A 26,514-nucleotide genomic window follows, 5' to 3' on the forward strand; every position below is an offset into this window, starting at 1 on the left:
CGCAAGACTCGCGGCCTGACCGGGACCGGTCGTCGTCCCGGCGTGTCAGTGGGAGGAGCCAGCATGCAGTTCGGGTACTTCACCATGCCGTCGCATCCGCCGGAGCGGCCGCTCGCGGCGGGCCACGAATGGGATCTCCAGGTGATCCGCTGGCTCGACGAGCTGGGTTTCGCCGAATGCTGGATCGGCGAGCACCACACCGCGCCGTGGGAGCCGCATCCGTCGCCCGACCTGCTGGTGGCGCAGGGCCTGATGCAGACGAAGAACATCAGGCTCGGGCCGGGCGGCTTCCTGCTGCCCTATCACCACCCGGCGGAGCTCGCCAACCGCGTCGCCATGCTCGACCACATCTCGGGCGGCCGGCTGAACTTCGGCGTCGCCGCCTCGGGCCTGCCGAGCGACTGGGCGATGTTCAATGTCGACGGCATGTCGGGCGTCAATCGCGAGATGACGCGCGAGGCGCTCGACATCATCCTGAAGATGTGGAGCGCGAAGGAGCCCTTCGACTACAAGGGCAAGTTCTGGCACGTCACCGCGCCGGAGACGATGTTCGGCTTCCTCAAGCACCACATCCGGCCGCTGCAGACGCCGCACCCGCCGATCGGCGTCGCGGGGCTGAGCAAGGGATCGGACACGCTGAAGCTCGCCGGCGAGAAAGGCTTCCTGCCGATGAGCCTGAACCTCAGCCCGGCCTATGTCGGCAGCCACTGGGAGGCGGTCGAGATCGGCGCCGCCAAGGGCGGCCGCACGGCCGACCGCGGCGAGTGGCGCATGGTGCGCGAGGTGTTCGTCGCCGACACCGACGAGGAGGCGATGAAGCTCTCGGTCGGCTCGATGATGGGCCGCATGATGCGCGAGTACTTCCTGCCGCTGCTGGGCAATTTCGGCTTCCTCGAGTACCTCAAGGTCGACCCGAACCACGCCGATTCCGACGTCACGCCGGAATATTGCGCCAGGCACAACTGGATCGTCGGCTCGCCCCGGACGGTGATCGAGAAGATCGAGAAGGTCTACGACGAGGTCGGCGGCTTCGGCCAGCTGCTGGTCTTCGGCTTCGACTATGTCGAGAACCCCAGGGCCTGGCAGCGCTCGCTCGAGCTGCTGTCCAAGGAGGTGATGCCCAAGGTGCAGCACCTGAAGCCGAAGAAGCCGGTGGCGCGGGCAGCGGCGGAGTGAACTGCACGATCGCCCCACTGAAGGTGCGGCGATCGCTTCTCCCGGAGGCGCATTACCGCTTCAATTTGAAGCAGAATATGAGCTTTGGGGATGTACTAAGATGCAGAGATAGTGTATTGATATAGCTGAATTAGCTGTTGTCCAGGATATGACTTGACGTCCCATTTTGGGCGTTGGGTGGAAAATCGAAATGGAACTAAAGCCCATTAGCCGCCCGGCGCGGGTATTCGTCACCTTGGCTGCGCCTGACGTATCCATCGTCATGCCTTGCCTCAACGAAGTGCAGAGCCTGCCGCATTGCATTGCCAATGCGCGGGCCGCTTTGCATGCGATCGAGCAGACATACGGGCTCACCGGCGAGATCGTCATCGCCGACAACGGCTCGACCGACGGCAGCCAGGCACTGGCGGAGAGCCTTGGCGCGCGGGTCGTCAATGTGTCCGCCAGGGGTTACGGCTCCGCCCTCATCGGCGGGTTCAGCGCCGCATCGGGGCGCTATCTGATGATGGGCGATGCCGATGGAAGCTACGACTTCACCGACGGCGTGGCGATGGTCGGCCGACTGATGGAGGGTGCCGATCTCTGCATGGGATCGCGTTTCGACGGCGGCATCGCGCCCGGCGCCATGCCGTGGAAAAATCGCTATATCGGCAACCCGGTCCTGACCGGAATCCTCAACCTTCTGTTCCAGTCCGGCATCAACGACGCCCACTGCGGTTTGCGAGCGATCACCAAGGATGCTTTCCTCGGCCTTGGCCTGCGTGGCAGCGGCATGGAATTCGCGAGCGAGATGGTCATCAAGGCCAGCCTGAAGCGGCTTCGCATCGACGAAGTGCCGGCCAAGCTGCGGCCTGACCTGCGGGACCGTCCGCCCCATCTGCGCCCTTGGCGCGATGGTTGGCGTCACCTGCGCTATCTGCTGATGCTGAGCCCGACTTGGGTCTTCGGCGTGCCGGCGGCGCTGGCGATGGTCCTTGGTCTGGCCATTCTGTGCGCCTCGGTCCTCTATTCCTTCGGGATCGTCGGCGGAACCCGGCCGTTCGGCGCGGGCTGGGCGATCATCGCCGGCTTCCTGCTCACCTGCGGGCATCTCTCAGCCATCATGGCGATGGCGACGTACTTCCACGGCGTGCGTGCCGGCTATCGTCTCATGCACCCGGTCGTGCAGCGCTTCGGGCACTGGCTGACGCTGGAGACAGCGCTGATCTCAGGCGGTGTCCTCATCCTGGGATCCTTTCTCCTGATCGGCGGCATCGGTATTTACTGGACCGCAACCGGCTTCCTGGCTCTGCCCTCGACTTTGCCCCTTGTCGGCGCCGTGGTGATGGGCGCCATCGGCATGCAGACGATCCTGGGCGGCTTCCTGATGGCAATCATGGCCGGGCACGAGGCCAACCTGGCGCCGAGGCTGAAGGGATGAACGACGCCCGCCGTCGCCAGGCGCCGCGTATCTGGGACACGGACTGGCTCGTCCTGCGCCAGCTGACAAGCAGCCTCGAGGCACAGGCGCGTGAGCACGTCGCTCGCGGCGCGACCCTAGTCGATCTGGGTTGCGGTTCGATGCCTTATCGCGAGCTGATCTCGCGGCTCGGCATCTCCTATGTCGGTGCGGACATCGACGGCGACACCGATCTGAAGATCGACGAGCAGGGCAGGGTCGCCATGGAGGATGCGCGCGCCGACGCCGTGCTGTCGGTGCAGGTTCTCGAGCATGTGCGCGACCTCGACGCCTACTGTGCCGAGATCCGGCGGCTTCTAAAGCCGGATGGAACGCTGCTCCTCTCGACCCATGGCACCTGGCTCTATCACCCGCACCCGGAGGACCATCGTCGCTGGACGCGGACTGGGCTGGTCCACGACCTGGGCACGAGAGGATTCGAGACTCTTGCGCTCGAGCCGCTGGTCGGCCCGCTGGCGACGACGACACTTATTCGGCTGGCAGGCTTCGCCTTCGTGCTGCGCAGAATTCCCTTAATCGGGCGATTGCTCGCCGGATCGCTGGCCGCGCTGATGAACGTTCGCGCGACGATCGAGGATGCGATCACGCCGACACAGATGCGGCTCGACAATGCCTGCGTCTATCTTGTCCATGCGCGCAAGAGGGCGGTGCCGTGATGGCGCGTCACGTCCTCGGCTATGCCGGTGTTTCAGGCCTGTGCCTGGTGATCCACAATCTTCTGATGATCGGGTCTGACGCCATTGGCGCTACGCTGCCGTTGGCTGTCTTTTCTTCCTACCTGGTAGTGGTAGTCACGGGATATGTGCTGCACAGCCTGATCAGCTTTCGCAGAAAGATGCACGCCATGGCATTGTTGCGCTACGCGCTGGCGATGTCCGTGAACATCCCGTTGGCGATAGCGACGACCTGGATATGGACCAGCCCCGTTGGATTGCCGATGCACTGGGCCGCTCCCATCGCAACTCTCTGCATGATCGTCATCAACTACCTGCTGAGTCATTGGGCGATCGGCCGCCGGGCACAAGTGCGCTGGCGATGAACGCCGTGAGCCGGATCGTGCCCCGCGTCACGCCAGCAGTCCTTCAGCGCATCCTTGGCCGTCATCTCGCGATGTACCGGTCCAAGGTGCCCGTCTACCAGAGTGTCATGCTCAACACACTGCTGGACGTATGGGCAGGGCATCACGAGCGTCTGCTCGACGTTGGCGGCGGCACCGGCGTCATCGCACAGGCGATAGCAGAGCTGTTTCCCGTCGGACATGTGCAAGCCGTCGACCTTGTCGATCGTTTCTGCCCCACCCTGTCGGTCGAGACGCGACGGTATGATGGACGGCATCTTCCGTTTGCCGACGGATCGTGCGATGCCGCCACGCTCAACAATGTGCTGCACCACGTGCCGACCGAGGAACGCGTTGGCCTGATGCGGGAAATACGTCGCGTGGTCGATGGGCCTGTCTATATCAAGGACCACGTCAGCACCGGCCGCATCGATGACTGGCGGTTGACCGCGATGGACGCGATTGGCAATGTTCCTTTCGGCGGTAGGCTTTGGGCGCGATATCTGTCCGGCCATGAATGGGATGAGCTTGCCGCTTCGTCCGGATATCGAATTGTCGCCAGCGCAGGCGGTACCTATCGGACTGGGCTCTATGCCTTGATTTTTCCCAATCGGCTGGAGATCACACTACGCCTCGACCCACTCTGAGTGGACGGGATGCGCTTTCTCTGCGTTACTCACTTCTTCGAGGGCCATGGCGGCGGGATCGAACGGGTTGCCGGCCATCTAAATCGCCACATCGCGCGTGCGGGCCACGATGTGTGCTGGGCGGCAAGCGCGATCGTTGACGCGCCCCTCGATCCTCGGGTTGAGATCCTGAATCTGCGGTGTGTCGATCCGCTTGAGCGACTGACCGGCCTGCCCATGCCACTGCCGATGCCGTCCGCCGGCGGCGCGATGCGGCGGGCCGTCAGGCAGGCCGATGTCGTCGTCATTCACGACGCGCTCTACGCCACGTCCATTCTGGCGATGGTGTTCGCCGCCATCGCGCGCAAGCCAGTCGTCTTGATCCAGCACATCGCGGCGATCGAGTTCGCCAATCCGGTCATGCGGGGGCTCATGTGGCTTGCGAACCGGCTCGTCACCCGGCCGATGCTGCGCAGCGCGGATCAGGTCGTGTTCATCAGTGACACGGTCCGGACAGCCTTCGCCGACGTTCGCATGAAGCGCTCCGCCTGCCTGCTGTTCAACGGCGTCGATGGTTCGATCTTCCATGTCGGCTCGACTGATGACGGGATTGCGACACGCCGCAGGCTTGGCCTGCCCGCCGCCAACAGGCTGGCGGTGTTCGTTGGCCGTTTTGTCGAGAAGAAGGGCATGCGGATCCTGCGCGAGCTCGCGCGGCGATTGCCGCACGTCGACCTTGCCCTTGCGGGAACCGGGCCCATCGATCCCGCGCGTTGGGAGCTTGCCAATGTCCATGTCCTCGGCGTCCTGCCGCCAGCGGCGGTCGCCGACCTGTATCGCGCCGCCGATCTTCTGGTGCTGCCGAGCGTGGGGGAAGGCTACCCTCTGGTGATACAGGAAGCGATGGCGTGCGGACTGCCCGTCATCTGCGGCGTGGAGAGCGCGCGGGCTGACCCCGCTGCGTCGCGATGGCTGCGTGGCGTTGACATCGACCTTTCCGATCCCGGGCAGTCCGCGACACGCGTCGCCAAGGCAGCGGAGGGGCTCGCGCCGGATGGCGATCACCGGCGGCAAATGGCCTCGTACGCGGCCGCTGCGTACAGCTGGCCGGCCATGGCGGCGGCCGTTGTCGAGGTGTCGCGGAAGATCATCGCGGAACGCTGACCCGGCACCCGGCGGCGCGCAGCGCCGATGGCAAAGATTCCGTGCGGGGCGCCGGATTTGGTGGCGCGTGCCCGAAGTAGGCAGTGATTCCCGAAAGCGCCTGGTGATTGAACAGCACAATGCGTGGCTGGCTCCGACACAATTGGGCGACGAGCGGCTCGTTCACGTATTCGGCAATCAGCCGAACCGGCCGGTTGGAGAGATCCGGATGGTTAATCACAAGGTCTTGAGCGGAGTGGGCATCCTTCCCGACGATCGTAGCAAAGTCTGCCTCTGCCCTAGCGATCGCCCGGCTGGTACGTGCGTATGCCGCGTACAGTTCATGCGCCATCCAGGCCTGAACCGGCAGCAGGACGAGGAGTCCCCCCACCGTCGTGCGCACCATCATCATCCGTGAGGCCGTGCGGAGGGAGACGAGCTCTGTCCAGCCGAAAACTGCGAGCAGGATGAGGCTGCCAATCAGGCCATGGATGTAGCGATAGCCGAAGCCGTGACCTTGATAGGGCAGGATGATGAGCATGACACAGAGAGTCAGCATCAAGCCGCATGCAAGGGCAGCCGGAAGTCCGCCTCGCCTGATGGCCGGAAGCGATGCAAGCACGAGAGGCAGCAGCAGAACGTGCTGCCACGACAGGAAGCGCAGTCCGTTCAGAAGCATGGTGACGAATCCGCGCGCCTCCCAATCGTGCAGCGTGTCGATCAAGCGCGTGAGGTAGTCCACGCCGCTCGCGGCCACGACGCTTTCCGGTCCGGCGACGAGCGACACCATCCATGTCGGCCAGAGCAGCCAAAAAACGCAGACGATGCCGTAGCCGACTGCAAAGAATGCCGCACGCCGCCATTCCCGTTTCATGAGAAGTAAGGCCAGCACAGGTGCGACGAAGAGAGGATGGAACAGCGGCTGATGCAGCCCGGTGGCGACAAATCCGATGCCAAGCGCCGCCGTATCCGCCATTCGCCGCTGCTGGAGATACAGCCATAACCACACGAGGTTGAGAGCCAGATGCGCGCTCATCGCGTAGCTTGTCATCCCTGTCAGAATTATCTGACCGGATCCCACATAGAGCATCAGCGCGATCAGCGGTGCCTCGCGATTAGTGGGCCACAGGCGCCGCACGCAGCCATGGAGTGCGATTGCGCCGATGCCAACAAGAAGTGGTCCTGTCAGCGCCATGTCGGCGATCTTGCTGACGGCGGCGTGCAACGCCGCGTTCATCGGAAGATAGGCTGAAACCCATGCCGACGGTTGCCTTACCGGCAGCATGAACCAGATGTTGAGCGCGTCGGCGTGCCGCATCCACTCGGCAGGCAGGGGCGCGACCAATCTGCCGCTCGCTAGAATATGAGCGTCGAACAGAGCCATTTGCTCATCGCGGCTAAGGGCATAGCCTGAGAGCAGCCAGTAGTGTCCGGCGTAGCACAGGACAACAAGCGCGAGCGCCGTGGCGAGCGCGCTCCACCGAAAGGGCGGGAGTGTGGTGTCTTGCCCGCGGAGACTCCACGCGGCAAGCAGGGCAATCACAGCCGCCCCGACCAGCAGCCAGCGGTCCTGCCGAGCGAGATAGAACATGGCCAAGCTTTGAAAAGACGCGCCGAGATAGCTGACCAGAAGTGCTGCCACGCAGACCGAGAGGGGGATGTACGTCATCAGACGCGGAGCCGGGGATCCGTTCTGTGTTCCACGATCCTCCGATGACATAGGCTCGAACCCCAAGGAGTTGTGATTGGCTTGTAGCATCCGACCGTCGCGAACGCCGCTCGCTCCGACTCATCGGTCCCGGTCGTGGCTAAGGCCGATGCCTACAACGCCCGCGCCGCCTCAAGCACGTCCTCGACATGGCCCGGCACCTTCACCTTGCGCCAGATCTTGCGCACCGTGCCCGTGGCATCGATCAGGAAGGTCGCACGGTCGATGCCCATGTACTTTCGGCCATAGAGGCTCTTCTCGATCCACGTGCCGTACTTCTCGCAGATCCTGCCGTCCTCGTCGGAGACCAGCGGGAAGTTGAGATCGTACTTGGCCTTGAATTTGTCGTGCCGCGCCACGCTGTCCTTCGACACGCCGATCACGGTCGCCCTGGCCTTGCCGAAGTCGGGCAGCGAGTCGCGGAAGCCGCAGGCCTCCTTGGTGCAGCCCGTGGTGTCGTCCTTGGGGTAGAAGTAGAGGATCACCGCCTTGCCGCGCATGTCCGACAGCTTGATCTTCCTGCCGCCATCGGTGGCGGCGGTGAAATCCGGCGCCTTCCTGCCTTCCTCGACGCTCATGCCTTCTTCTCCTCCTCGCGCGGCGGCAGGTCGGCCGCCGGCTTCTCGATGATCGCGGCGTACACCGCATGGGCGGCGTCGGCCGTCGCCTGCACCTTGTCGCGCAGAAGCTCGAACCTGTCGACGCCGCCGGCCTTGGCCAGCAGGCGGCGCAGGCCTTCCGGCGCCCTGGCTTCGTCGAAGGCTTCGTCCTGTTCCTCCAGCGCCAGCCGCATCAGGCCCTGCAGCGAGGACCACAGTCGATAGGCCTCGATCAGCGTCGCCGCGTCGTCGGGGTCAAGAACTCGGGCGTCGCGCAGCAGGACCAGCGTGTCGACGATATGGCGCGCCAGCAGGAACGGCTTGCCGTTCGCGTGCAGCAGCATCAGGTAGCGCGCGACGAACTCGATGTCGAAGAAGCCGCCGCGCAGCAGCTTGAAGTCCCACAGGCTCTTCGACGGGCGATGCTCGACCAGCCGCGCGCGCATCTCGGCGACGTCGCGCAGCAGGGATTCGCGGTTGCGCGGCCGCGACAGGGCAACGGCGATCGCCGCGTCGATGCGCGCGGCGAGCAGCGGCGGGCCGGACACGACGCGGGCGCGCGCCAGCGCCAGATGCTCCCAGGTCCATGCCGACTCGCGCTGGTAGGTCTCGAAGGCGCCCAGCGACGTTGCCAGCGGACCCTTGTTGCCGGACGGCCGCAGGCGCATGTCGACCTCGTAGAGCGTGCCCTCGTTGGTCGGCGAGGAGAGCGCGCCGACGATGCGCTGCATGAGGCGGGCGTAATAGTGCGCCGGCGTCAGGGGGCGCTCGCCGTCGGACTGCTCGGTGCGCTCGGGCACCTGGTAGATGAAGATCAGGTCGAGGTCGGACGAGGCCGTCATCTCGCGGCTGCCCAGCCGGCCGAGCGCCACGATGGCGAAGGCGCCGCCACCGATCTGGCCGTGCTGGTCGGCGAAGATGCGCTGGATGCGCGCCGGCAGCTCGCCCAGCACCGCCTCGGCGATGTCGCTGTAGGCTGCGCCGGCGAGCTCGGGCGAGAGCGTGCCGGCGAGCTGCTGCACCCCGACGCGGAAGCGCTGGTCATTGGCCCAGCGCCGGGAGTTGTCGAGGATGTCCTGCTCGTCCTCGCCCAGGTCGAGCGCGCGCGAAAGCTCGGTGGCCAGGCTGGCGCGATCGGGCAGCGTGTCGAAATAGTCGCGCGTCAGCACGCCGTCGAGCAGGATCGGCCGGCGCCCGAGATGCTTGGCGATGCGCGGCGCGCTGCCCATGATGGTGGCGACCAGCTCGAGCAGCGGCGCGTTGGCCTTGAACAGCGAGAAGATCTGGATGCCGGCGGGCATGCTCGCCAGCAGGGTATCGAAGCGCAGCAGCGCCTGGTCGGGATCGGCCGAATCGCCCAGCGCCTTGAGGATCGCCGGCATCAGCTCGGTGAGCAGCTCGCGCGCGCGCACGGTATGGGTCGAGCGATAGCGGCCGTGGTGCCAGCGCGAGGCGACGTCCCAGGCGCGCTCGGCCTCGCGGTAGCCCAGGCCGGCCAGGGTCTTGAGCGTGTCGGGGTCGCGGTCGGCGCCGGTGAAGACCAGGTTGCCGCCCGGGCCGGCGAGGCTGGGCGCCTCCTCGAACAGCCTGGCGTAGTGGCCCTCGACGCGGCGCAGCGTGTCGAGGAATTCGGCGCGGAAGCCCCGGGAGTCGTCGTAGCCCATGAAGGTGGCGACGGCGTCGATGCCATCCTCGGTCTCGGGCAGGCTGTGCGTCTGCTGGTCGTCGATCATCTGCAGCCGGTGCTCGAGGCGGCGCAGGAAGTCGTAGGCGTGGCTCAGGTCGGCGACCACGCTGCGCCCGATCTTGCCGGCATCGCTGAGCGCGTCGAGCGCCTCGATCGTGCCGCGCAGGCGCAGGCTGGGGTGGCGGCCGCCGAAGATCAGCTGCTGGGTCTGGGCGAAGAACTCGATCTCGCGGATGCCGCCGCGGCCGAGCTTGACGTTGTGGCCCAGCACCTTGATCTCGCCGGTGCGGCGGAAGGCGTCGATCTGGCGCTTGATCGAATGGATGTCGTTGATCGCCGCGAAATCGAGATGCTTGCGCCAGATATAGGGTCGCAGCGATTCGAGGAAGGCCGAACCGACCGCGGGATTGCCGGCCACCGGCCGCGCCTTGATCATCGCGGCGCGCTCCCAGTTCTGGCCGACGCTCTCGTAGTAGGTCTCCGCCGCCTGCACGGAGATCGCCAGCGGCGTCGAGCCGGGATCGGGCCGCAGGCGCAGATCGGTGCGGAAGACATAGCCGTCGGCGGTGCGATCGCTCAGCAGCTGCACCAGCCGGCGGGTGGCGCGCACCAGCTTGGCGCCGATGCCGTCGTCGTCGGCGATCGCCGGCGCCTCGCGGTCGTAGAGCACGATCAGGTCGATGTCGCTGGAATAGTTGAGCTCGAAGGCGCCGAGCTTGCCCATGCCCAGCACCGTCATGCCGGCCGCCGCGGGCTCGCCGCCCAGCTTCAGCTGCCCGGCGCGCTCCATCTCCAGCAGGATGGCGTCGAGCAGGCGGCCGATCGCCAGCCCGGCAAATTCGCTCAGAGCCCGCGTGACCTTCGCGAGCGGCCAGTCGCCGGCGATGTCGGCGACCGCCACGCTGAGCGCGATGCGCCTCTTGGCGCGCCGCAGCTCGACCGCCAGCCTGTCGGGCTCCGGCGGCAAGGCGTCGAGCCGCGCCGTCTCGCGGCCGACTGCCGCATCGGCGCCGTCGCGCCACAGATCGGCCAAGAATGCCGGCTCTGATAGGACGATTTCCGACAGGTACGGGCTGTTGCCGAAGAGCGCCGCCAGCAGTGCATCGGGCGGCCTGTCCCCGTCGCCATGACCGAGGTCGCGCAGCCGTTCCAGCCAGCGTTCGTTGCGGACTTTCAGCTGCCCGGCGAAGTGCGGGCGGGGCAGCCGTAGCGCATGGGTGAATGTCATTGCACGGTCAGGCCGATGCTGCGAAACAGGACGAGAACCTGACCGCCGCCCGGGCTGAGCGTCAAGCCGAAGGAGTTGAGGTGTCTTGACCAGGAGGCTGAGGCGTGTCGTCCAGAGCATCGCGCACATCCTCGCGGCGTGCGTGGTGGGCTTCAGCGCGCTTGGCCTGCTGCTGGTCTGGCGCCTGACCGAGGGGCCGGTCGATCTCGACTTCCTGCGCGGCTATGTCAGCCGCTCCTTCGACACGCCGGAGGGCCCGGTCCGCCTCGACGCCCAGCACGTGCGCGTCGACTGGAAAGGCTGGGAGCAGCCGCTGCGGCTCACCCTGCGCGGCATCGAGGCCAAGGACACCAACGGCACGGTGGTCGGCTCGGTCCCCGAGGTCTCCATCAATGTCAGCTTCAGCGCCCTGGTCGGCGGCGCGCTGGCGCCGACCGAGATCGTCATCGACCGGGTGGCGCTCAACGCCGTGATCCGCAAGGACGGGCTGATCGACCTGATGCTGCCGCCGCCCGAGGCGGCGCCCTCGGCGCGCATGCTGCCGATCATCGTCGAGCAGCTGCTGCGCGAGCCCAACACCGACCATCCGCTCGGCCGCCTGACCGAGGTGCGCATCGAATCGGCCAAGCTGCGCGTCGACGACCAGACCACCGGCTTCGTCTGGGACGCGCCGGCCGGCCGCGCCACGCTGCATCGCGACTACGACGGCCTGCGCATCAAGGGCTCGCTGACCGTGGAGTCGAAGGGTCACGTCGCCGAGATGGAGCTGATCGCCTTCTACGGCCGCAAGCGCGAGGTCATGGAGGTCACGCTGCGCGCGCGTGATCTGAGGCTGTCGGCCTTCGCCACCGCCGCGCCGCAGTTGGCGCCGCTGGCGCAGATCGACCTGCCGATGACCGGCCAGATCCGGCTGTTCGCCTCGGGCGCCGGCAAGGTGCGGCGGGTGGCGCTCGATTTCGAGGGCGGCAGCGGGTTGATCGGCGTGCCCGGCGTGCTGCCCGAGCCGCGCAAGGTCGACTGGGCGACCCTGCGCATGTCCTTCGACACCAACGACAGCGCCGTGCGGCTGGAGGATTTCCGCTTCGGCCTGGGCGGCGCCGAGCTCGGCATGCAGGGCGTGATGCGCGTCGAGGAGCGCAGCTTCAAGTTCGACGGCGAGGCCAGGCTGGAGAGCGTGCCGATCGATCGCCTGCCCGAGTTCTGGTTGCCCCAGATGGCTGCCGGCGGGAGGCGCTGGGCGCTGGCCAACATCAGCGGCGGCCGCCTCGACAGCGCCAGGCTCACCGTGTCGGCGTCGGGCGATTTCGAGAATCCCGACGAGCTGCGGGTCGCCCGGACCATCGCCGAGCTGCGCTACAGCGATCTGACGGTGAGCTATCTGTCGCCCCTGCCGCCGGTGACGGGCGTAACAGGGACGGCCGAGTTCGACGGCTCGACCTTCCGCTTCCACATCGACGGCGGGCAGGCGGGCGCCATCAAGCTCGACAAGTCGCGAATCGACATCACCGGACTGGAGGGCGAAGACCACCGCACCGACATGCTGATCGAGCTGCGCGCCTCGGCGCAGGACACCATGGACTTCCTGGCCCAGCCCAAACTGGCGTTGCCCAAGGACCTGCTCTTCAATCCCAAGCGTCTGGGCGGCGACGTCGCGGTCAGCCTGTCGTTGAAGTTCGCGCTGCTCGACGCGCTCTCGGTCGACGACATCGTCTACGGCGCCAACGCGAAGTTCGAGCGCTTCTCGCTCACCAACGCGGTCGGCACGCTGAACCTCACGGATTTCGCCGGCGCGCTGCAGCTGGACATGCAGCAGCTCAAGGTCGCCGGCCGGGGCAAGGCCGACGGCCGCGTCGTCGACCTGGCCTGGATCGAGCAGTTCGGCGCCAAGCCCGCCTTCCGCCGGCGCTACGAGGCCAAGGGCACGCTGCCGCTGGCGACGCTGCACAAGGCCGGCCTGCCCGATCTGGCGCCGTTCGCCGGCGGCGCGACCGGCTTCGACCTGTCGTACCAGACGCCCGTGGCCGGTCCCTCCGAGCTGCGCGCGCGCCTCGACCTGCGCGAGGCAACGCTGGCGATCAAGGAGGCCTCGTGGACCAAGGCGGCCGGCGTCGAGGGCCGCGCCACGCTCAGCGCACGCTTCGCCGGCGGTCCGATCCCGCCGCTGGTGGAGTTCGATCTCGCCGCCGCCGATCTGCAGGTCGCCGGCAAGCTCGAGTCGCGGCCGACAGACGGGCGCATCGAGCGCGTGACGCTCGGCAAGCTGGTGCTGGGCGCCACCAACGTCGCCGGCACGGTGCGCCGCGTCGAGGGCGGCTATGCCGTCGATCTCGCCGGCGCGGCCATCGAGCTCAAGCGCATCCTGCCCGACGCCGACCCCAACGCGCGCGGCGTGCCGAAGCCGGCCTCGCCGCAGGGCCCGCTGGTCTCGATCGGCCTCGATGTCGGCGCCGTGCTGCTCAAGCGTGGCGCATTGCCTCGCGTCAAGGGAAGCCTCGCGCTGCGCGGCGACCGGCTGCTCTCGGCCAATCTGCAGACCACGCCCGACGGCGCCCACGCAGCGCAATTGCGCGTGGCGCCTTCGGCCAATGGCCGGTCGATCGAGTTCACGGCGCCGGATTTCGGCGCGGTGCTGCGCAGCGCCGGCTGGCTCGACGGGCTGGTCGGCGGCCAGCTGCACGTCAGCGCCACCACCGACGATACGAAACCCGACCCGCCGGCGCGCGGCCGAGTCGAGATGAAGACCTATCGACTGATGAAGGTGCCGGCCAATCCGGCGCGCGGCGTCGCCAACCTCAACAGCGTGGTCGATCAGCTCTCGCGCGTCGGCGGCGACCGGCAGGTCTTCGAGGCGCTGACGGTCGATGTCGAGAAGGAAGGCGACCGCCTGCGCCTGCGCAACGGCCGCACCGCCGGCAGCAATGTCGGCGTCACCATGCAGGGCACGATCCAGCTCGACACCGACGAGATCTGCCTCGCCGGCGGCATCGTGCCGGCGTACGCGCTCAACAGCATCATCTCGAACATCCCGCTGATCGGCGACCTGCTGACCGGTGGCCGCGGCGGCGGGCTGTTCGCGCTGAACTACCTGATCCGCGGCCCGATCGACGACCCCGCCGCCAGCGTCAACCCGCTCTCCGTGCTGCCCATCGGCCCGCTGCGCAACCTGATGCTGCAGGGCTGCGGCACGACCTCGAACGACGCCACGCCGCCCATCGACCTCATCGAGCGCAACGAGCAGCAGCGCTCGACATCGCAGTGATCAACCTTCTCCCCGCGAAGGCGGGGAGAAGGTGCCGAGCGCCAGCGAGGCGGATGAGGGGCTTCCTCGCGCTACGACAATGTCTGGTGCTGTTGAAACTCCGTGAAGCCGCTCATCCGCCCTTCGGGTACCAGAGAGGGTCTTTTCTGGGAGCGCCGGCGTCCCGCCGGCATCACAGTCGAGCGCTAGACCGCCCGCACCAGCACGTGGCGCTTGCGGCCGGCGGAGAGCTTGATGCGGCCCTCGCCGTCGGCGTCGGCCAGCGACACGGTCGCGGTGTCCGACGCCACCGGCTTGTCGTTGACGCGCGCGCCGCCGCCCTTGATCAGGCGGCGCGCCTCGCTGCGGCTCTCGGCCAGCCTGGCATCGGCGAACAGCTCGAAGGCTGGCAGGCCGCTCTCCAGCCGCGCGCGCGGCAGGTCGACGGTCGGCAGCGACTCGGCCAGCGCGCCTTCCTCGAAGGTGCGCCGCGCCGTCTCGGCCGCCTCGTTCGCCGCCGCCGCGCCGTGGCAGAGCCTGGTGACCTCGGTGGCAAGGATCTTCTTGGCCTCGTTCAGCTCGGCGCCCTGCAGCGCCTCCAGACGCACGATCTCGTCGAGCGGCAGCTCGGTGAAATTGCGCATGAAGCGGCCGACATCGGCGTCCTCGACGTTGCGCCAGTACTGCCAAAAATCGTAGGGCGAGACGCGCTCGGCGTTCAGCCACACGGCGCCGGCGGCGGTCTTGCCCATCTTGGCGCCCGACGAGGTGGCGATCAGCGGCGTGGTCAGCGCGAACAGCTCCGCGCTCTCCATGCGACGGCCGAGATCGGCGCCCATGACGATGTTGCCCCACTGGTCCGAGCCGCCCATCTGCAGGATGCACTTGTGGCGCTTGCTGAGCTCCACGAAGTCGTAGGACTGCAGGATCATGTAGTTGAACTCGAGGAAGGTCAGCGGCTGGTCGCGCTCCAGCCGCAGCCGCACCGAGTCCATGGTCAGCATGCGGTTGACCGAGAAGTGGCGGCCGACATCGCGCAGCAGCGGGATGTAGCGCAGCTCGTCGAGCCAGTCGGCGTTGTTGACCATCGTCGCGTCGGTCGGACCGTCGCCGAACGCGAGGTACTTGTCGAAGATGCGCCGGATGCCGGCCATGTTGGCGGTTATCAGCTCGTCGGTCAGCAGCTGGCGCGTCTCGTCGCGGCCCGAAGGATCGCCGATCTTGGTCGTGCCGCCGCCCATCAGCACCAGCGGCTTGTGCCCGCACTTCTGCCACCAGCGCAGCATCATGATCTGCAGCAGCGAGCCGATGTGCAGCGAATCGGCGGTGCAGTCGAAGCCGATATAGGCCGTGCGCACGCCCGACTGGAGCAGCGCGTCGAGACGCGCCGCGTCGCTGCATTGGTGCACCATGCCGCGCTCGTGCACGGTGCGCATGAAGTCGGACTTGAACGCGCTCATCTTCCTGGGTCTTCGGTTGGACGCCGGCGGCGGGCGCTGTATCACAGGTGCCCGGTTTCAACAACGCGAGGGCAGGGCAGGTGCGGGCGCTGGGCCTGATGAGCGGCACGTCGCTCGACGGCGTCGACGTCGCGGTGATCGACACCGACGGCGAGCGCATCCACGGCTTCGGCCCGGCCGCGACCTACCCGCATGCCGAGGCGACCCGCGAGAAGGTCCGGGCGGTGTTCGGCGCCACGAGCCGCGACCCGGCCACGGACGCCGCCGAGGCGGCGATCACGACGGCCCATATCGAGGCCGTCCGCCGTTTCGCGCGGGAGGAAGGTGTCGAGCTGGCGTCGATCGATGTCGTGGGCTTTCATGGCCAGACCATCACCCACAAGCCGCAGCAGGGCTTCACCTGGCAGATCGGCGACGGCCGGGCATTGGCCCGGGCCCTGGGCCGGCCGGTGGTCGCCGACCTGCGCAGCGCAGACGTTGCCGCCGGCGGGCAGGGCGCCCCCCTGGTTCCGGTCTTCCATCAGGCGCTGACGCGCGACCTCGATCTGCCTGTGGCGGTGGTCAATATCGGCGGCGTCGCCAACGTCACCTGGATCGGCGAGGACGGCCGGCTGGTGGCCTTCGACACCGGCCCCGGCAACGCGCCGATCGACGACTGGGTCCGTCGAAGGACCAACCAGATGTTCGACTTGGACGGCGAACTTGCGGCACGGGGCGAGGTCCAACTGGAGGTGGTGAGGGACTTCCTGAGTTCGTCATATTTCTTAATATCTCCACCTAAATCCCTGGATAGAAATGATTTTATGTTCGATCTTCTGCCCAATATTAATGTAGAAGATGGAGTATCAACGATAACATACTGTACATGCTTGGGATTATCCCTGGCCGAGGCGCATTTCCCGACGCCTCCCCGTACCTGGATTCTCTGTGGGGGCGGGTCTCGTAACGAAACGATCCTGACGTGGCTAGGCCGGCTCGTGCCCGGTCGTGTGACAACCGGGACCGCCTATGGCTGGAATGTCGAGGCGCTGGAGGCGCAAGCCTTCGGCTTCCTCGCCGTGCGCCACCTCAGGGGAATGCCCAATTCCTATCCGTCGACCACGGGGGCGAGCCAGCCAATCATTGGCGGCGTGTTGCACCCGGCAGAGGGCCCAGCTGATTGAGGATACTATTGAACCAACTACTGGTAATCCGTATATTGTGGCGGTGGAATTCGAGTGGGACGAGGGCAAGGCGGCCCCTACGGCGAGGAACGATCCAACCTGCTCGGCACGATCGGCGGTCCGATATTGGCCGTGACATCCACGGAGCGCGGCAAACGCATCCGAATCATTTCGGCCCGAAGGGCAACGAGACATGAGCAAGACAAATACTATCGCGAGAATTCGGCCTGACGGCACGGTGGTCCAGGTGCTGGATGACGGCACCGAACGGCCGTTGCCGATCGGCGAATTGCGCCCGATGACGGACGACGAAATTCATGCGGCGGCGCTCGCCGCCCCCGACGCGCAGCCCCTGACGCCGGAGCGGATGGCGACGATGAAGCGGACCCCCCAGGTGCGGGTGATCCGGCGGGCGCTGGGGCTGACACAGGAGGAATTCGCGCGTCGCTACCGCATCCCGCTGGGTACCCTGCGCGATTGGGAACAGGGCCGCACGGAACCGGATCAGCCAGCCCGCGCCTACCTCAAGGTCATCGCCGGCGATCCTGAAGGAGTCGAACGCGCCCTGAATGCCGGAGCGGCTTGAGGCAATTCGCAGATATCCGGCAGTGGAGACAAAGCGGCAGGCTTGACGGCCAATTCTTCGCCGACGAGCACTCTGTCATTCCGAGCGTAGCGAGGAATCTAGTGACAGAGCCTGGATCCCTCGCTTTGCTCGGGATGACAGACTGGTCGGCCCGACCGGGGTGCGCCTACGCCTTCGCAGGCGCCGGCTTCATCGACTTGGCGACGTACTTGTCGACCTCGACCGCCAGCTTGTCGAGGCAGTCGTGGAAGAAGTGGTTGGCGCCCTTCACCGTGCGCGATTCGACGGTGATGCCCTTCTGCAGCGACAGCTTGGCGACCAGCTTCTGGATGTCGGCCGCCGGCACCACCTCGTCCTTGTCGCCGTGCACGATCAGGCCCGAGGACGGGCAGGGCGCCAGGAAGCCGAAATCGTAGCTGTTGGCCGGCGGCGCCACCGAGACGAAGCCGTCGATCTCGGGCCGGCGCATCAGCAACTGCATGCCGATCCAAGCACCGAAGGAGAAGCCCGCCACCCAGCAGGCGCCGGCGTCGGGGTTCATGCCCTGCAGCCAGTCGAGCGCCGCGGCCGCGTCGCTGAGCTCGCCCTGGCCGTTGTCGAAGGTGCCCTGGGAGCGGCCGACGCCGCGGAAATTGAAGCGCATCACCGAGAAGCCGCGGGTGACGAAGACGTGGAACAGGGTGAACACCACCTTGTTGTTCATCGTCCCGCCGGCCTGCGGGTGCGGATGCAGCATCAACGCGATAGGCGCGTTGGGCTCCTTGCTCTGGTGGTAGCGGCCTTCCAGACGCCCCTCGGGCCCCGTGAAGATGACATCAGGCATCCGTGCGTCGCCTCGCCTGTTTCCTCGCGGCCCCAGCCGTCCAAGACCCTAAGTTCGGTGTGGGATTGGTAGGCCAACCCCATTGAACCGACACGATTCTAAACTTGACCGGTATAGTCGGCTTTCCTATATCCGACTGCAACAGTCGGCTTTTCGGAGATGAACCCGATCATCGAAATGCCACTATCCGTGTCGCTGGCCGCGCTTTCAAGAGCGATTTCAATGCGATCGACGCGGTAGTGGGGATCGGGCAGGCATGCGGACGGCGCCAAGGCGGGCCCGGTCGGACGATCGAGGGCCGGACGCGAACGAGGGAGGCAGGGCGTGAAGCTCAGCACCAAAGGACGCTACGCCGTGATGGCGCTGGTCGATCTGGCCCGTCATGGAGAGAGCAGGCCTGTGTCGCTGGCGGACATCGCCGAGCGGCAGGAGATCTCGCTGTCGTATCTTGAGCAGCTGTTCGCACGGCTGAGGCGTGGCGGGCTGGTCAAAAGCGTGCGCGGCCCCGGCGGCGGTTATCTGCTGGCCCGCGGCGCATCGGGCACGCGGGTCGCCGACATCATCCTGTCGGTCGACGAGCCGATCACCGCGACGCGCTGCAAGAGCAATTCATCGATCGGCTGCCACAGCGATCATTCGCGCTGCCTGACCCACGATCTGTGGGCCGAGTTGGGCAACCAGATCCATCTGTTCCTGAGCTCCGTGACCCTGCAGGACGTGGTCGAGCGCCGCGTGCTGGGCACGGCGCGACCCTTCGCGGCGCCGGTGCCCGGCGATGTGGCGCTGCCGCCGCGCGCCAGTGCCGCCACCGCGGTGGCCGCGGAATAGGACGTCGTCCGATGGCCGTGTACCTCGATCACAACGCCACAACGCCGATGCGCCCGCAGGCCATCGAGGCGATGGTCGAGGCCATGCGCGTCGTCGGCAATGCGTCTTCGGTGCATGGTTTCGGCCGCGCCGCGCGCGGTCGCGTCGATCGTGCGCGCCAGCAGGTCGCGGCCCTGGTCGGGGCCAGGGCGGCCGACGTGATCTTCACCTCGGGCGGCACCGAGGCCAACAACCTGGCGCTGCGCGGTTTCGGCCGCGCGCGCGTGCTGGTCTCCGCCATCGAGCATGACAGCGTGCTCGCGCCGGCCGAGCGGGCCGAGCGCATCCCGGTGCACGGCAATGGCGTGGTCGATCTCGATGCGCTGGAGCGCATGCTGTCGGCTTCGACCAAGCCCACGCTTGTCGCGGTGATGCTCGCGAACAACGAGACCGGCGTGATCCAGCCGGTAGCCGAGGTCGCGAGGATCGCGCGCCGGCACGGCGCGCTGGTGGCGTGCGACGCAGTGCAGGCGGCCGGCAAGATCGCCATCGACATGCCGGCGCTGGGTGTCGACTACCTCAGCCTCTCGGCGCACAAGCTGGGCGGCCCGCAGGGCGTCGGGGCGCTGGTGCTGCGCGAGGGTGCGCCGCTGAGTGCGGTGCAGACCGGTGGCGGCCAGGAGCGGGGCCGGCGCGGCGGCACCGAGAACGTCGCCGGCGTGGCCGGATTCGGTGCGGCGGCGGCGATCGCTTTGAGCGACCTCAATGCATTCGGCCGCCTCGCGAGGCTACGTGATCGGGTACAGGCGTCGCTGGACGGCGCGCGGGTACTGGGGGCAGATGCGCCCAGGCTGCCCAATACCCTGAACGTGGCGATGACCGGCGTGCCGGCGCAGACCCAGATCATGGCGCTGGACCTCGCGGGCATCGCGATCAGCGCCGGCTCGGCGTGCTCGTCGGGCAAGGTGAAGTTCTCGCCCGTGCTGCATGCCATGGGCGTCGACGAGAAGGATGCCGGGTCGGCCCTGCGCATCAGCTTCGGCTGGAATTCCACCGAAGCGGACGCGACGCGGATGATCGCGGCATGGATGGACGTATATCGCCGGCTCGCTCCTCCTCTCCCCGCTCGCGCGGAGAGGGAGCGGACGGCGGCCTAGGATCTCGAGGAGTCGGATGCGATGACCGTCAGCACCCAGTGGAAGCGCAACGATCAGCCGATCTACCTGGACTACCAGGCGACGACGCCGATGGATCCGCGCGTGCTCGACGCCATGATGCCGTACTTCACCACCAAGTTCGGCAATCCGGCCTCGCGCAGCCATTCCTATGGCTGGGAGGCCGAGGAGGCGGTCGAAACGGCGCGCGCGCAGGTCGCCAGGATCATCGGCGCCGACGAGAAGGAGATCGTCTTCACCTCGGGCGCCACCGAGTCGAACAACCTCGCCATCAAGGGCGTGGCGCAGTTCTACAAGGACCGGCGCAACCACATCGTCACCCTGGTGACCGAGCACAAATGCGTGCTCGATACCTGCCGCCATCTTGAGCAGGAGGGTTTCGAGGTCACCTATCTGCCGGTCGAGAAGAGCGGCCTGGTCGATCTCGACAAGCTGCGCGCCGCGGTGACCGACAGGACCGTGCTGGTCTCGGTGATGGCGGTGAACAACGAGATCGGCGTGATCCAGCCGCTCAAGGAGATCGGCAGGATCTGCCGCGATAAGGGCGCCTTCTTCCACACCGACTGCGCCCAGGCCGTGGGCAAGATCAAGCTCGACGTCGAGGAGATGAACATCGATCTGATGTCGATCTCGGGCCACAAGATCTACGGCCCCAAGGGCATCGGCGCGCTCTACGTGCGCCGCCGCCCGCGCGTGCGTCTGGTGGCGCTGATCAACGGCGGCGGCCAGGAGCGCGGCTTCCGGTCGGGCACCCTGCCGACGCCGCTCTGCGTCGGGCTGGGCGAGGCCTGCGCCATCGCCATGAAGGAGATGGACAGCGAAGCCGAGAAGCTGCGCGGCCTGCGCGACCGCTTCCTGACCAAGATGCAGGAGCGCCTGCCGGAGATCTACGTCAACGGCGATCTCGAGCAGCGGATCCCGGGCAACCTCAACATCAGCTTCGCCTTCGTCGAGGGCGAGTCGCTGATCATGGGCATCAAGTCGCTGTCGGTGTCGTCGGGTTCGGCCTGCACCTCGGCCTCGCTGGAGCCGAGCTACGTGCTGCGCGCGCTGGGCGTCGACGAGGAGCTGGCGCACACCTCGCTGCGCATCGGCTTCGGCCGCTTCACCACCGAGCAGGAGATCGACCGGGCGGTCGACGACATCGCCCGGCATGTGACGAAACTGCGGGAAATGAGCCCGCTGTGGGAGATGCACCAGGAAGGTGTCGACCTGAAATCGATCGAGTGGGCGGCGCATTGACTTGACCGTCGTGCCCGCTACACCGACATAGAACGCGAAGGAGCTTGACATGGCGTACAGCGACAAGGTCGTCGACCACTACGAGAACCCGCGCAACGTGGGCTCGCTCGACAAGAACGCCGAGGACGTGGGCACCGGTCTGGTCGGTGCCCCGGCCTGCGGCGACGTGATGAAGCTGCAGATCAGGGTCGGTCTCGACGGCGTCATCGAGGACGCCAAGTTCAAGACCTTCGGCTGCGGCTCGGCGATCGCCTCCAGCTCGCTCGTCACCGAGTGGGTCAAGGGCAAGACGATCGACGAGGCCGAGACGATCAAGAATACCCAGATCGCCCAGCACCTGGCGTTGCCGCCGGTGAAGATCCACTGCTCGGTGCTCGCCGAGGACGCGATCAAGGCGGCGATCGCCGACTATCGCGCCAAGACGGCGAAGAAGCTGGATGAACTGCCGGACGTTGGGCAGCCCAAGGCGGCGGAGTAGGAGCATTCAAGATGGACGCCGGGACGCACACGCCCCCGCCTGCGCCGCCTGCCGCGCCGCCCGCCGCCGTCAGGCCGCGCCGTCCGCGCCCGCAGCTGATGAAGCTGACGGACGCCGCGGTCGAGCGCGTCAAGGCGCTGATCGAGCAGCGCGGCAAGCCCACCGCCGGCGTGCGCATCGGCGTGCGCACCAAGGGCTGCTCCGGCCTGTCCTACACGCTGGAATATGCCGACGAGCGCGGGCCGAAGGACGAGGCGGTCGAGACCCAGGGCATCACCATCCTGGTCGACCCGAAGGCGACGCTGTTCCTGATCGGCACCGAGATGGATTACGTCGAGGAGAAGCTGAAGACCGGCTTCGTCTTCCGCAATCCGAACGAGAAGGGCCGCTGCGGCTGCGGCGAGTCCTTCCACATCTGATTCGCAGGGGCCTCATATCTCCCTCTCCCCGCAAGCGGGGCGAGGGGGCATAAGGAATCCGCGCGAGAGACCATGTCGGCAGAACACGCATCCATAGCGGTGACGCAGTCGCCGGCGTGCTGGTCGTGCGGCGGGCCGGTCGAGGCTGGCGCGCCGTTCTGCGGCGCCTGCCAGGCGGTGCAGCCGCCGGGCCAGATGGACCACTTCGCACGGCTCGGGCTGCAGTGCGGCTATGGCGTCGATCCCGCGGTGCTGGACCGCGCGTATTTCGCGCTGCAGCGGCAATTGCATCCCGATCGCTTCGCGCGCAGGCAGCCGCGTGAACGCGCGATCTCGCAGCAGCAGGCCGCGGCGCTGAACGAGGCCTACGAGACGCTGAAGCATCCGATCCGCCGCGCGCGCTATCTCGCCGGACAGATGGGTGTCGATCTGCCGGGCGACGGCCGAACGATCGACGATCCGGCGCTGCTGATGGAAGCCATGGAAGGGCGCGAGGCTCTCAGCGAAGCCGATTCGGTCTCCGCGGTGCAGGCACTGGAACGGAAGTCGCGTGATGAACGGGCGGCAGAGATCGACGCGTTGTCCGATCTCTTCGCGCAAGCCGATCATGCCGGCATCAGGCACGCAATCTTGCGCCTTGCCTATCTCGACAAATTCGTCGAAGAGGCGCGCGCACGCCGATTGAACATGGGAAGCGCGGGTCCATGACCCTGTTGGACATCCATGAGCCGGGCCAGACGCCGCTGCCGCATGCCGGCGAGCGGGGCCTTGCCGTGGGCATCGATCTGGGCACCACGAACTGCGTCGTGGCGATCGCGCGCGAGTCGGTGGCCGAGGTGCTGCGCGACGAGCATGGCGATGGCCTGGTGCCGTCGGTGGTCTTCTACGGCGAGAGCGATCAGGTCGTCGTCGGCCGGGAGGCGCAGTCGCGCTTCGCCGACAATCCCGATGCGGTGGTCTCCTCGATCAAGCGCCTGATGGGCCGCGGCGCGGGCGACCTCTCGGGCATCGCGGGCAAGCTGCCATACGTCATCGATCCCTCGACGGCCGAGGGCGGCATGGTGAAGCTGCGCGTCGGTGAGCGTGCTCGTTCGCCGGTCGAGATCTCCGCCGACATCCTGCGCGCGCTCAGGACGCGCGCCGAGGTTGCGCTGGGCCAGGCGGTCGAGCGAGCCGTGATCACCGTGCCGGCCTATTTCGACGATGCGGCGCGCACCGCGACTCGCGATGCCGCACGCGTGGCCGGCCTCGAGGTGCTGCGCTTGGTCAACGAGCCCACGGCGGCAGCGCTGGCCTACGGCCTCGACAAGGGCGTCGAGGGTCTCTACGCGATCTACGACCTCGGCGGCGGCACCTTTGACCTGTCACTGCTGCGGCTGGAGAAGGGTGTCTTCCAGGTGCTGGCGACCGGCGGCGACGCGGCGCTCGGCGGCGACGACTTCGATCGCGCGCTGGCCGAGCGGCTGAAGGCCGATCTCGACAGCCCCAGCGCGGTGCGCCGCGTGCTGCTGGCGGCGCGCGAGGCCAAGGAAAGGCTCACGACCGAGGACAGCGTCGCGGTGCTGTCGCAGACGGTGTCGCGCCAGGATCTCGAAGCCGCCATCGCGCCGCTGATCAGGCGCACGACCGACATCTGCGTGCGCGTGCTGTCGGACGCCGGCGTCGGCAACGAAGAAGTGCAGGGCGTCGTGCTGGTCGGCGGCTCGACGCGCGTGCCCGCCGTGCGCCGCGCCGTCGAGCGGGTCTTCGGTCGGCAGCCGCTCAGCGACATCAATCCCGACGAGGTGGTCGCGGTCGGCGCGGCGCTGCAGGCCGAGGCGCTGACCTCGGGTTCTGACACCCTGCTGCTCGACGTCACGCCGCTGTCGCTGGGCATAGAGACCATGGGTGGCATCGTCGAGAAGGTGATCCCGCGCAACACGCCGATCCCGGTCTCGGTGGCGCAGGAATTCACCACCTACCAGGACGGCCAGTCGGCGATGGCGATCCATGTCGTGCAGGGCGAGCGCGAGCTGGCGCCCGACTGCCGCAGCCTGGCGCGCTTCGAGCTGCGCGGCATCCCGCCGATGACCGCCGGCGCCGCGCGCATCCGCGTGACGTTCAGCGTCGATGCCGACGGTCTGCTGACCGTGTCGGCCGAGGAGAGGACCACCGGGGTGGCGCAGCGCGTCGAGGTCAAGCCGACCTACGGCCTCGACGAGGACGAGCTGGCCGACATGATCTACGACAGCCTGGAGCACGCCGAGGACGACATGGCGCGCCGGCTGCTGCAGGAGGCGCGCGTCGAGGCCCAGCGCCTGGCGCAGGCGCTGGACTCGGCGCTCGCCGTCGATGGCGATCTGCTCGACGCCGAGGAGCGCGCCGCGCTCGACCGGGCGCGGGCGCGTGTGCTGGCCGAGGTGGCGGGCGAGGATCGTGAAGCGATCAACGCCGCGGCGCAGGCGCTGGAGGAGTTGTCCAAGGGATTCGCCGAACGGCGGATGGATCGCGGGATTCGCAGTGCGCTGTCGGGCGTCTCGGTCGACAAGCTGGAAAGCAGGATGGGAAAGTGATGCCCAGGATGGTGTTCATCGAGAAGAACGGCAATCGCAAGGAGGTCGACGCGCCGCTGGGCCTGTCCGTGCTGGAGATCGCGCACCGCAACCACATCGACCTCGAGGGCGCCTGCGAGGGCTCGCTGGCCTGCTCGACCTGCCACGTGATCGTCGATGGCGAATGGTACAAGAAGCTCGACGAGGCCAGCGAGGACGAGGAGGACATGCTCGACCTCGCCTTCGGGCTCACCCACACCTCGCGCCTGGGCTGCCAGATCAAGATGACCGAGGAGCTCGACGGCCTTACCGTCAGGCTGCCGGCGGCGACGCGCAACATGATGGTCGACAAGTAGGGGAGGGTTGCATGCCCAAGCTGCGCTGGACCGACACCCGCGACATCGCCATCGAGCTCGAGGAGGCGCACCCCGATGTTGACAACGTCAACCTGCGATTCACCGACCTGCGCAAATGGGTGATGGAATTGCCGAACTTCGGGGACGATCCCAACAAGTCGAGCGAGAAGATCCTCGAGGCCATCCAGATGGCCTGGATCGACGAGCGCGGCTGACGCGCCTGAATAATGTCGCAAAGAAGTCATACAGATCGACGGGGCGGAAGTCGGGGAACTTGATGCTCATCTACGTCGGCGGCGCGGTCCGCCTGGGATTGGCGCTCGGTCTGGCGGGCGCCGTGGCGGCATGCGGGCCGCAGCAGAGTGCCTCCTACTCGCGCGGCGAGCTGCAGCGCGCCGGCACCGTCGAGGTCGGCCAGATCGTCGGCATGGAGGACGTGCCGGTCGACGGTCACGCCACCGGCATCGGCCGGCTGGGCGGTGGCGTCGTCGGCGGCGTCGCCGGCTCGGCGATCGGCAGCGGCCGCGGCTCGATCATCACCGCCGTGCTCGGCGCCGTGGGCGGCGCCTTCGCCGGCGACGCCATCGAGCGCGGCATGACCTCGGGCACAGCCACCCGGTTCTACGTGCGGCGCGACGACGGCAGCGTCATCAACGTCGTGCAGACCAACGAGGGCCGCCTGCAGGTCGGCGAGCGGGTGATGATGCTCGAGGGCGGCGGCAAGCTGCGCCTGACCCGCGAGGGGGCGGCGGCCTACCGCCAGCAGTAGGGCTTGCCCGGCGCCGCCCGAGGCGTATATCGGCGCCATGAACTCGCTCGGCATCGACAAGCCGCCGGCGCGCACCCGTGTGGTGGTCGCGATGTCCGGCGGCGTCGACTCATCGGTCACCGCGGCGCTGCTCAAGGAGCAGGGCTACGACGTGGTCGGCGTCACCCTGCAGCTCTACGACCAGGGCGAGATCGCCCGCCGCAAGGGCGCCTGCTGCGCCGGCCAGGACATCTACGACGCCGCCATGGTGGCCGAGCGTATCGGCGCGCCGCACTACGTGCTGGACTACGAGAGCCGCTTCCGCAGCGACGTCATCGAGCGCTTCGCCGATGCCTATGCGCGCGGCGAGACGCCGATCCCCTGCGTGGCATGCAACCGCACGGTGAAGTTCCGCGACCTGCTGTCGCTGGCACGCGACCTCGACGCCGACGCGCTGGCCACCGGCCACTACGTGCGCCGCACGCTGGGCGCCGGCGGGCCGCAGCTGCGCCGCGCCGTCGATGCGGCCAAGGACCAGAGCTATTTCCTCTACGCCACGACGCGCGCCCAGCTCGACCTGCTGCGCTTCCCGCTGGGCGGCATGCGCAAGCCCGAGACCCGCGCGCTGGCCGAGCGCTTCGGCCTGGCCGTGGCCGACAAGCCCGACAGCCAGGACATCTGCTTCGTGCCCGACGGCGATTACGCCGGCGTGGTGGCGAAGCTCAGGCCCGAGGCGGTGGAGCCGGGCGAGATCGTCGACCAGTCGGGCAGGGTGCTGGGTCGCCACGACGGCATCATCCGCTTC

The 26,514-nt window shown here is 67.4% G+C and carries 26 protein-coding genes (1 of these 26 only partly in view); 21 read left to right on the forward strand and 5 right to left on the reverse strand.

Going from position 1 to position 26,514, the window contains the following annotated elements:
- Positions 1-63: 63 nt before the first annotated feature.
- The 6 genes from KF889_15245 (at position 64) to KF889_15270 (ending at position 5,482) form a co-directional block, all read left to right on the forward strand.
- Positions 64-1,176, forward strand: a complete 1,113-nt coding sequence (locus KF889_15245) for an LLM class flavin-dependent oxidoreductase (protein ID MBX3500803.1) — start codon at positions 64-66, stop codon at positions 1,174-1,176.
- Between the two features lie 190 nt (positions 1,177-1,366).
- Positions 1,367-2,596, forward strand: a complete 1,230-nt coding sequence (locus KF889_15250) for a glycosyltransferase (GenBank protein ID MBX3500804.1) — start codon at positions 1,367-1,369, stop codon at positions 2,594-2,596.
- Positions 2,593-3,291, forward strand: a complete 699-nt coding sequence (locus KF889_15255) for a class I SAM-dependent methyltransferase (GenBank protein ID MBX3500805.1) — start codon at positions 2,593-2,595, stop codon at positions 3,289-3,291. Before KF889_15250 ends, KF889_15255 begins: the two co-directional genes overlap by 4 nt.
- Positions 3,291-3,674 (forward strand): GtrA family protein, encoded by a 384-nt coding sequence (locus KF889_15260; protein MBX3500806.1) that lies wholly within the window; start codon positions 3,291-3,293, stop codon positions 3,672-3,674. Before KF889_15255 ends, KF889_15260 begins: the two co-directional genes overlap by 1 nt.
- A gap of 5 nt (positions 3,675-3,679) precedes the next feature.
- On the forward strand, positions 3,680-4,339 hold the full coding sequence (locus KF889_15265; protein ID MBX3500807.1) for a class I SAM-dependent methyltransferase: 660 nt from the start codon (positions 3,680-3,682) through the stop codon (positions 4,337-4,339).
- A gap of 9 nt (positions 4,340-4,348) precedes the next feature.
- The gene (locus tag KF889_15270; protein ID MBX3500808.1) at positions 4,349-5,482 is read left to right on the forward strand and encodes a glycosyltransferase family 4 protein; all 1,134 of its coding nucleotides are present in this window, start codon (positions 4,349-4,351) and stop codon (positions 5,480-5,482) included.
- On the opposite strand, the gene KF889_15275 is transcribed toward KF889_15270, so the two are convergent.
- The 3 genes from KF889_15275 to KF889_15285 all read right to left on the reverse strand — a co-directional run bounded on the left by KF889_15275 (position 5,466) and on the right by KF889_15285 (position 10,683).
- Positions 5,466-7,130: a hypothetical protein gene (locus KF889_15275; protein ID MBX3500809.1), complete on the reverse strand. Its 1,665-nt coding sequence runs from the start codon at positions 7,128-7,130 to the stop codon at positions 5,466-5,468. The two genes, KF889_15270 and KF889_15275, sit on opposite strands and share 17 nt — an antisense overlap.
- A gap of 152 nt (positions 7,131-7,282) precedes the next feature.
- Positions 7,283-7,747, reverse strand: coding sequence for a thioredoxin-dependent thiol peroxidase (gene bcp, locus KF889_15280; GenBank protein ID MBX3500810.1), 465 nt, complete (start codon positions 7,745-7,747; stop codon positions 7,283-7,285).
- Positions 7,744-10,683, reverse strand: coding sequence for a bifunctional [glutamine synthetase] adenylyltransferase/[glutamine synthetase]-adenylyl-L-tyrosine phosphorylase (locus KF889_15285; GenBank protein ID MBX3500811.1), 2,940 nt, complete (start codon positions 10,681-10,683; stop codon positions 7,744-7,746). Before KF889_15285 ends, bcp begins: the two co-directional genes overlap by 4 nt.
- An 85-nt stretch (positions 10,684-10,768) precedes the next feature.
- On the opposite strand from KF889_15285, the gene KF889_15290 reads away from it, so the two are divergent.
- Complete coding sequence (locus tag KF889_15290; protein ID MBX3500812.1) at positions 10,769-13,942, forward strand: hypothetical protein; 3,174 nt, start codon at positions 10,769-10,771, stop codon at positions 13,940-13,942.
- Between the two features lie 185 nt (positions 13,943-14,127).
- Here the strand turns inward: KF889_15290 and KF889_15295 are convergent, their stop codons facing one another.
- Positions 14,128-15,381, reverse strand: a complete 1,254-nt coding sequence (locus KF889_15295; GenBank protein ID MBX3500813.1) for a tyrosine--tRNA ligase — start codon at positions 15,379-15,381, stop codon at positions 14,128-14,130.
- An 80-nt stretch (positions 15,382-15,461) separates the two neighbouring features.
- Here KF889_15295 and KF889_15300 point away from each other — a divergent pair, with 80 nt between their 5' ends.
- From KF889_15300 to KF889_15310, 3 genes are all read left to right on the forward strand, one after another.
- Entirely contained in the window at positions 15,462-16,544 is a 1,083-nt protein-coding gene (locus tag KF889_15300) for an anhydro-N-acetylmuramic acid kinase (protein ID MBX3500814.1), read from the forward strand.
- Positions 16,545-16,598: 54 nt separating this feature from the next.
- The gene (locus KF889_15305) at positions 16,599-16,775 is read left to right on the forward strand and encodes a BrnT family toxin (protein ID MBX3500815.1); all 177 of its coding nucleotides are present in this window, start codon (positions 16,599-16,601) and stop codon (positions 16,773-16,775) included.
- A 67-nt stretch (positions 16,776-16,842) separates the two neighbouring features.
- The gene (locus KF889_15310) at positions 16,843-17,130 is read left to right on the forward strand and encodes a helix-turn-helix domain-containing protein (protein MBX3500816.1); all 288 of its coding nucleotides are present in this window, start codon (positions 16,843-16,845) and stop codon (positions 17,128-17,130) included.
- A 166-nt stretch (positions 17,131-17,296) separates the two neighbouring features.
- Here the strand turns inward: KF889_15310 and KF889_15315 are convergent, their stop codons facing one another.
- Positions 17,297-17,953, reverse strand: a complete 657-nt coding sequence (locus KF889_15315) for an alpha/beta hydrolase (GenBank protein MBX3500817.1) — start codon at positions 17,951-17,953, stop codon at positions 17,297-17,299.
- A 324-nt stretch (positions 17,954-18,277) separates the two neighbouring features.
- Between KF889_15315 and KF889_15320 the strand changes: the two genes are divergently transcribed.
- The 11 genes from KF889_15320 to mnmA form a co-directional block, all read left to right on the forward strand.
- Positions 18,278-18,781 carry an Rrf2 family transcriptional regulator gene (locus KF889_15320; protein ID MBX3500818.1) on the forward strand — a complete coding sequence of 168 codons (504 nt, stop codon included), beginning with the start codon at positions 18,278-18,280 and terminating at the stop codon, positions 18,779-18,781.
- Between the two features lie 11 nt (positions 18,782-18,792).
- A complete protein-coding gene (locus KF889_15325; GenBank protein ID MBX3500819.1) occupies positions 18,793-19,917 on the forward strand; it encodes a cysteine desulfurase in 1,125 nt (374 codons plus the stop codon).
- A gap of 21 nt (positions 19,918-19,938) precedes the next feature.
- Complete coding sequence (locus tag KF889_15330) at positions 19,939-21,177, forward strand: IscS subfamily cysteine desulfurase (protein ID MBX3500820.1); 1,239 nt, start codon at positions 19,939-19,941, stop codon at positions 21,175-21,177.
- Positions 21,178-21,226: 49 nt separating this feature from the next.
- On the forward strand, positions 21,227-21,655 hold the full coding sequence (iscU, locus tag KF889_15335; GenBank protein MBX3500821.1) for a Fe-S cluster assembly scaffold IscU: 429 nt from the start codon (positions 21,227-21,229) through the stop codon (positions 21,653-21,655).
- 98 nt (positions 21,656-21,753) lie between these two features.
- Positions 21,754-22,074 carry an iron-sulfur cluster assembly accessory protein gene (locus tag KF889_15340; GenBank protein ID MBX3500822.1) on the forward strand — a complete coding sequence of 107 codons (321 nt, stop codon included), beginning with the start codon at positions 21,754-21,756 and terminating at the stop codon, positions 22,072-22,074.
- A gap of 72 nt (positions 22,075-22,146) precedes the next feature.
- Positions 22,147-22,782 carry a Fe-S protein assembly co-chaperone HscB gene (gene hscB, locus KF889_15345; GenBank protein ID MBX3500823.1) on the forward strand — a complete coding sequence of 212 codons (636 nt, stop codon included), beginning with the start codon at positions 22,147-22,149 and terminating at the stop codon, positions 22,780-22,782.
- The gene (gene hscA, locus KF889_15350) at positions 22,779-24,626 is read left to right on the forward strand and encodes a Fe-S protein assembly chaperone HscA (GenBank protein MBX3500824.1); all 1,848 of its coding nucleotides are present in this window, start codon (positions 22,779-22,781) and stop codon (positions 24,624-24,626) included. Before hscB ends, hscA begins: the two co-directional genes overlap by 4 nt.
- On the forward strand, positions 24,626-24,961 hold the full coding sequence (locus KF889_15355; protein MBX3500825.1) for a ferredoxin family 2Fe-2S iron-sulfur cluster binding protein: 336 nt from the start codon (positions 24,626-24,628) through the stop codon (positions 24,959-24,961). Before hscA ends, KF889_15355 begins: the two co-directional genes overlap by 1 nt.
- Before the next feature lie 20 nt (positions 24,962-24,981).
- Positions 24,982-25,176, forward strand: a complete 195-nt coding sequence (iscX, locus tag KF889_15360) for a Fe-S cluster assembly protein IscX (protein ID MBX3500826.1) — start codon at positions 24,982-24,984, stop codon at positions 25,174-25,176.
- Between the two features lie 62 nt (positions 25,177-25,238).
- Positions 25,239-25,730, forward strand: a complete 492-nt coding sequence (locus KF889_15365; protein MBX3500827.1) for a glycine zipper 2TM domain-containing protein — start codon at positions 25,239-25,241, stop codon at positions 25,728-25,730.
- A 37-nt stretch (positions 25,731-25,767) separates the two neighbouring features.
- Positions 25,768-26,514, forward strand: the 5' portion of a protein-coding gene (mnmA, locus tag KF889_15370) for a tRNA 2-thiouridine(34) synthase MnmA (GenBank protein MBX3500828.1). Its footprint extends 399 nt past the window's final position; only the first 747 of its 1,146 coding nucleotides appear in the window; the start codon lies at positions 25,768-25,770; its stop codon lies beyond the right edge, outside the window.

This window comes from Alphaproteobacteria bacterium (assembly GCA_019635875.1).
Classification (GTDB): Bacteria; Pseudomonadota; Alphaproteobacteria; order Reyranellales; family Reyranellaceae; genus JAFAZJ01.

Bases quoted from the DNA above. Each gene is read 5' to 3' on its own strand.
- KF889_15340 (MBX3500822.1), top strand. From the start codon at position 21,754: ATGAAGCTGACGGACGCCGCGGTCGAGCGCGTCAAGGCGCTGATCGAG.
- hscA (MBX3500824.1), top strand. From the start codon at position 22,779: ATGACCCTGTTGGACATCCATGAGCCGGGCCAGACGCCGCTGCCGCAT.
- bcp (MBX3500810.1), bottom strand. From the start codon at position 7,747: ATGAGCGTCGAGGAAGGCAGGAAGGCGCCGGATTTCACCGCCGCCACC.
- KF889_15325 (MBX3500819.1), top strand. From the start codon at position 18,793: ATGGCCGTGTACCTCGATCACAACGCCACAACGCCGATGCGCCCGCAG.
- KF889_15255 (MBX3500805.1), top strand. From the start codon at position 2,593: ATGAACGACGCCCGCCGTCGCCAGGCGCCGCGTATCTGGGACACGGAC.
- KF889_15275 (MBX3500809.1), bottom strand. From the start codon at position 7,130: ATGACGTACATCCCCCTCTCGGTCTGCGTGGCAGCACTTCTGGTCAGC.
- KF889_15285 (MBX3500811.1), bottom strand. From the start codon at position 10,683: ATGACATTCACCCATGCGCTACGGCTGCCCCGCCCGCACTTCGCCGGG.
- KF889_15250 (MBX3500804.1), top strand. From the start codon at position 1,367: ATGGAACTAAAGCCCATTAGCCGCCCGGCGCGGGTATTCGTCACCTTG.
- KF889_15270 (MBX3500808.1), top strand. From the start codon at position 4,349: ATGCGCTTTCTCTGCGTTACTCACTTCTTCGAGGGCCATGGCGGCGGG.
- iscU (MBX3500821.1), top strand. From the start codon at position 21,227: ATGGCGTACAGCGACAAGGTCGTCGACCACTACGAGAACCCGCGCAAC.
- hscB (MBX3500823.1), top strand. From the start codon at position 22,147: ATGTCGGCAGAACACGCATCCATAGCGGTGACGCAGTCGCCGGCGTGC.
- KF889_15245 (MBX3500803.1), top strand. From the start codon at position 64: ATGCAGTTCGGGTACTTCACCATGCCGTCGCATCCGCCGGAGCGGCCG.
- KF889_15365 (MBX3500827.1), top strand. From the start codon at position 25,239: ATGCTCATCTACGTCGGCGGCGCGGTCCGCCTGGGATTGGCGCTCGGT.
- KF889_15295 (MBX3500813.1), bottom strand. From the start codon at position 15,381: ATGAGCGCGTTCAAGTCCGACTTCATGCGCACCGTGCACGAGCGCGGC.
- KF889_15355 (MBX3500825.1), top strand. From the start codon at position 24,626: ATGCCCAGGATGGTGTTCATCGAGAAGAACGGCAATCGCAAGGAGGTC.
- KF889_15310 (MBX3500816.1), top strand. From the start codon at position 16,843: ATGACGGACGACGAAATTCATGCGGCGGCGCTCGCCGCCCCCGACGCG.
- KF889_15330 (MBX3500820.1), top strand. From the start codon at position 19,939: ATGACCGTCAGCACCCAGTGGAAGCGCAACGATCAGCCGATCTACCTG.
- KF889_15260 (MBX3500806.1), top strand. From the start codon at position 3,291: ATGGCGCGTCACGTCCTCGGCTATGCCGGTGTTTCAGGCCTGTGCCTG.
- KF889_15315 (MBX3500817.1), bottom strand. From the start codon at position 17,953: ATGCCTGATGTCATCTTCACGGGGCCCGAGGGGCGTCTGGAAGGCCGC.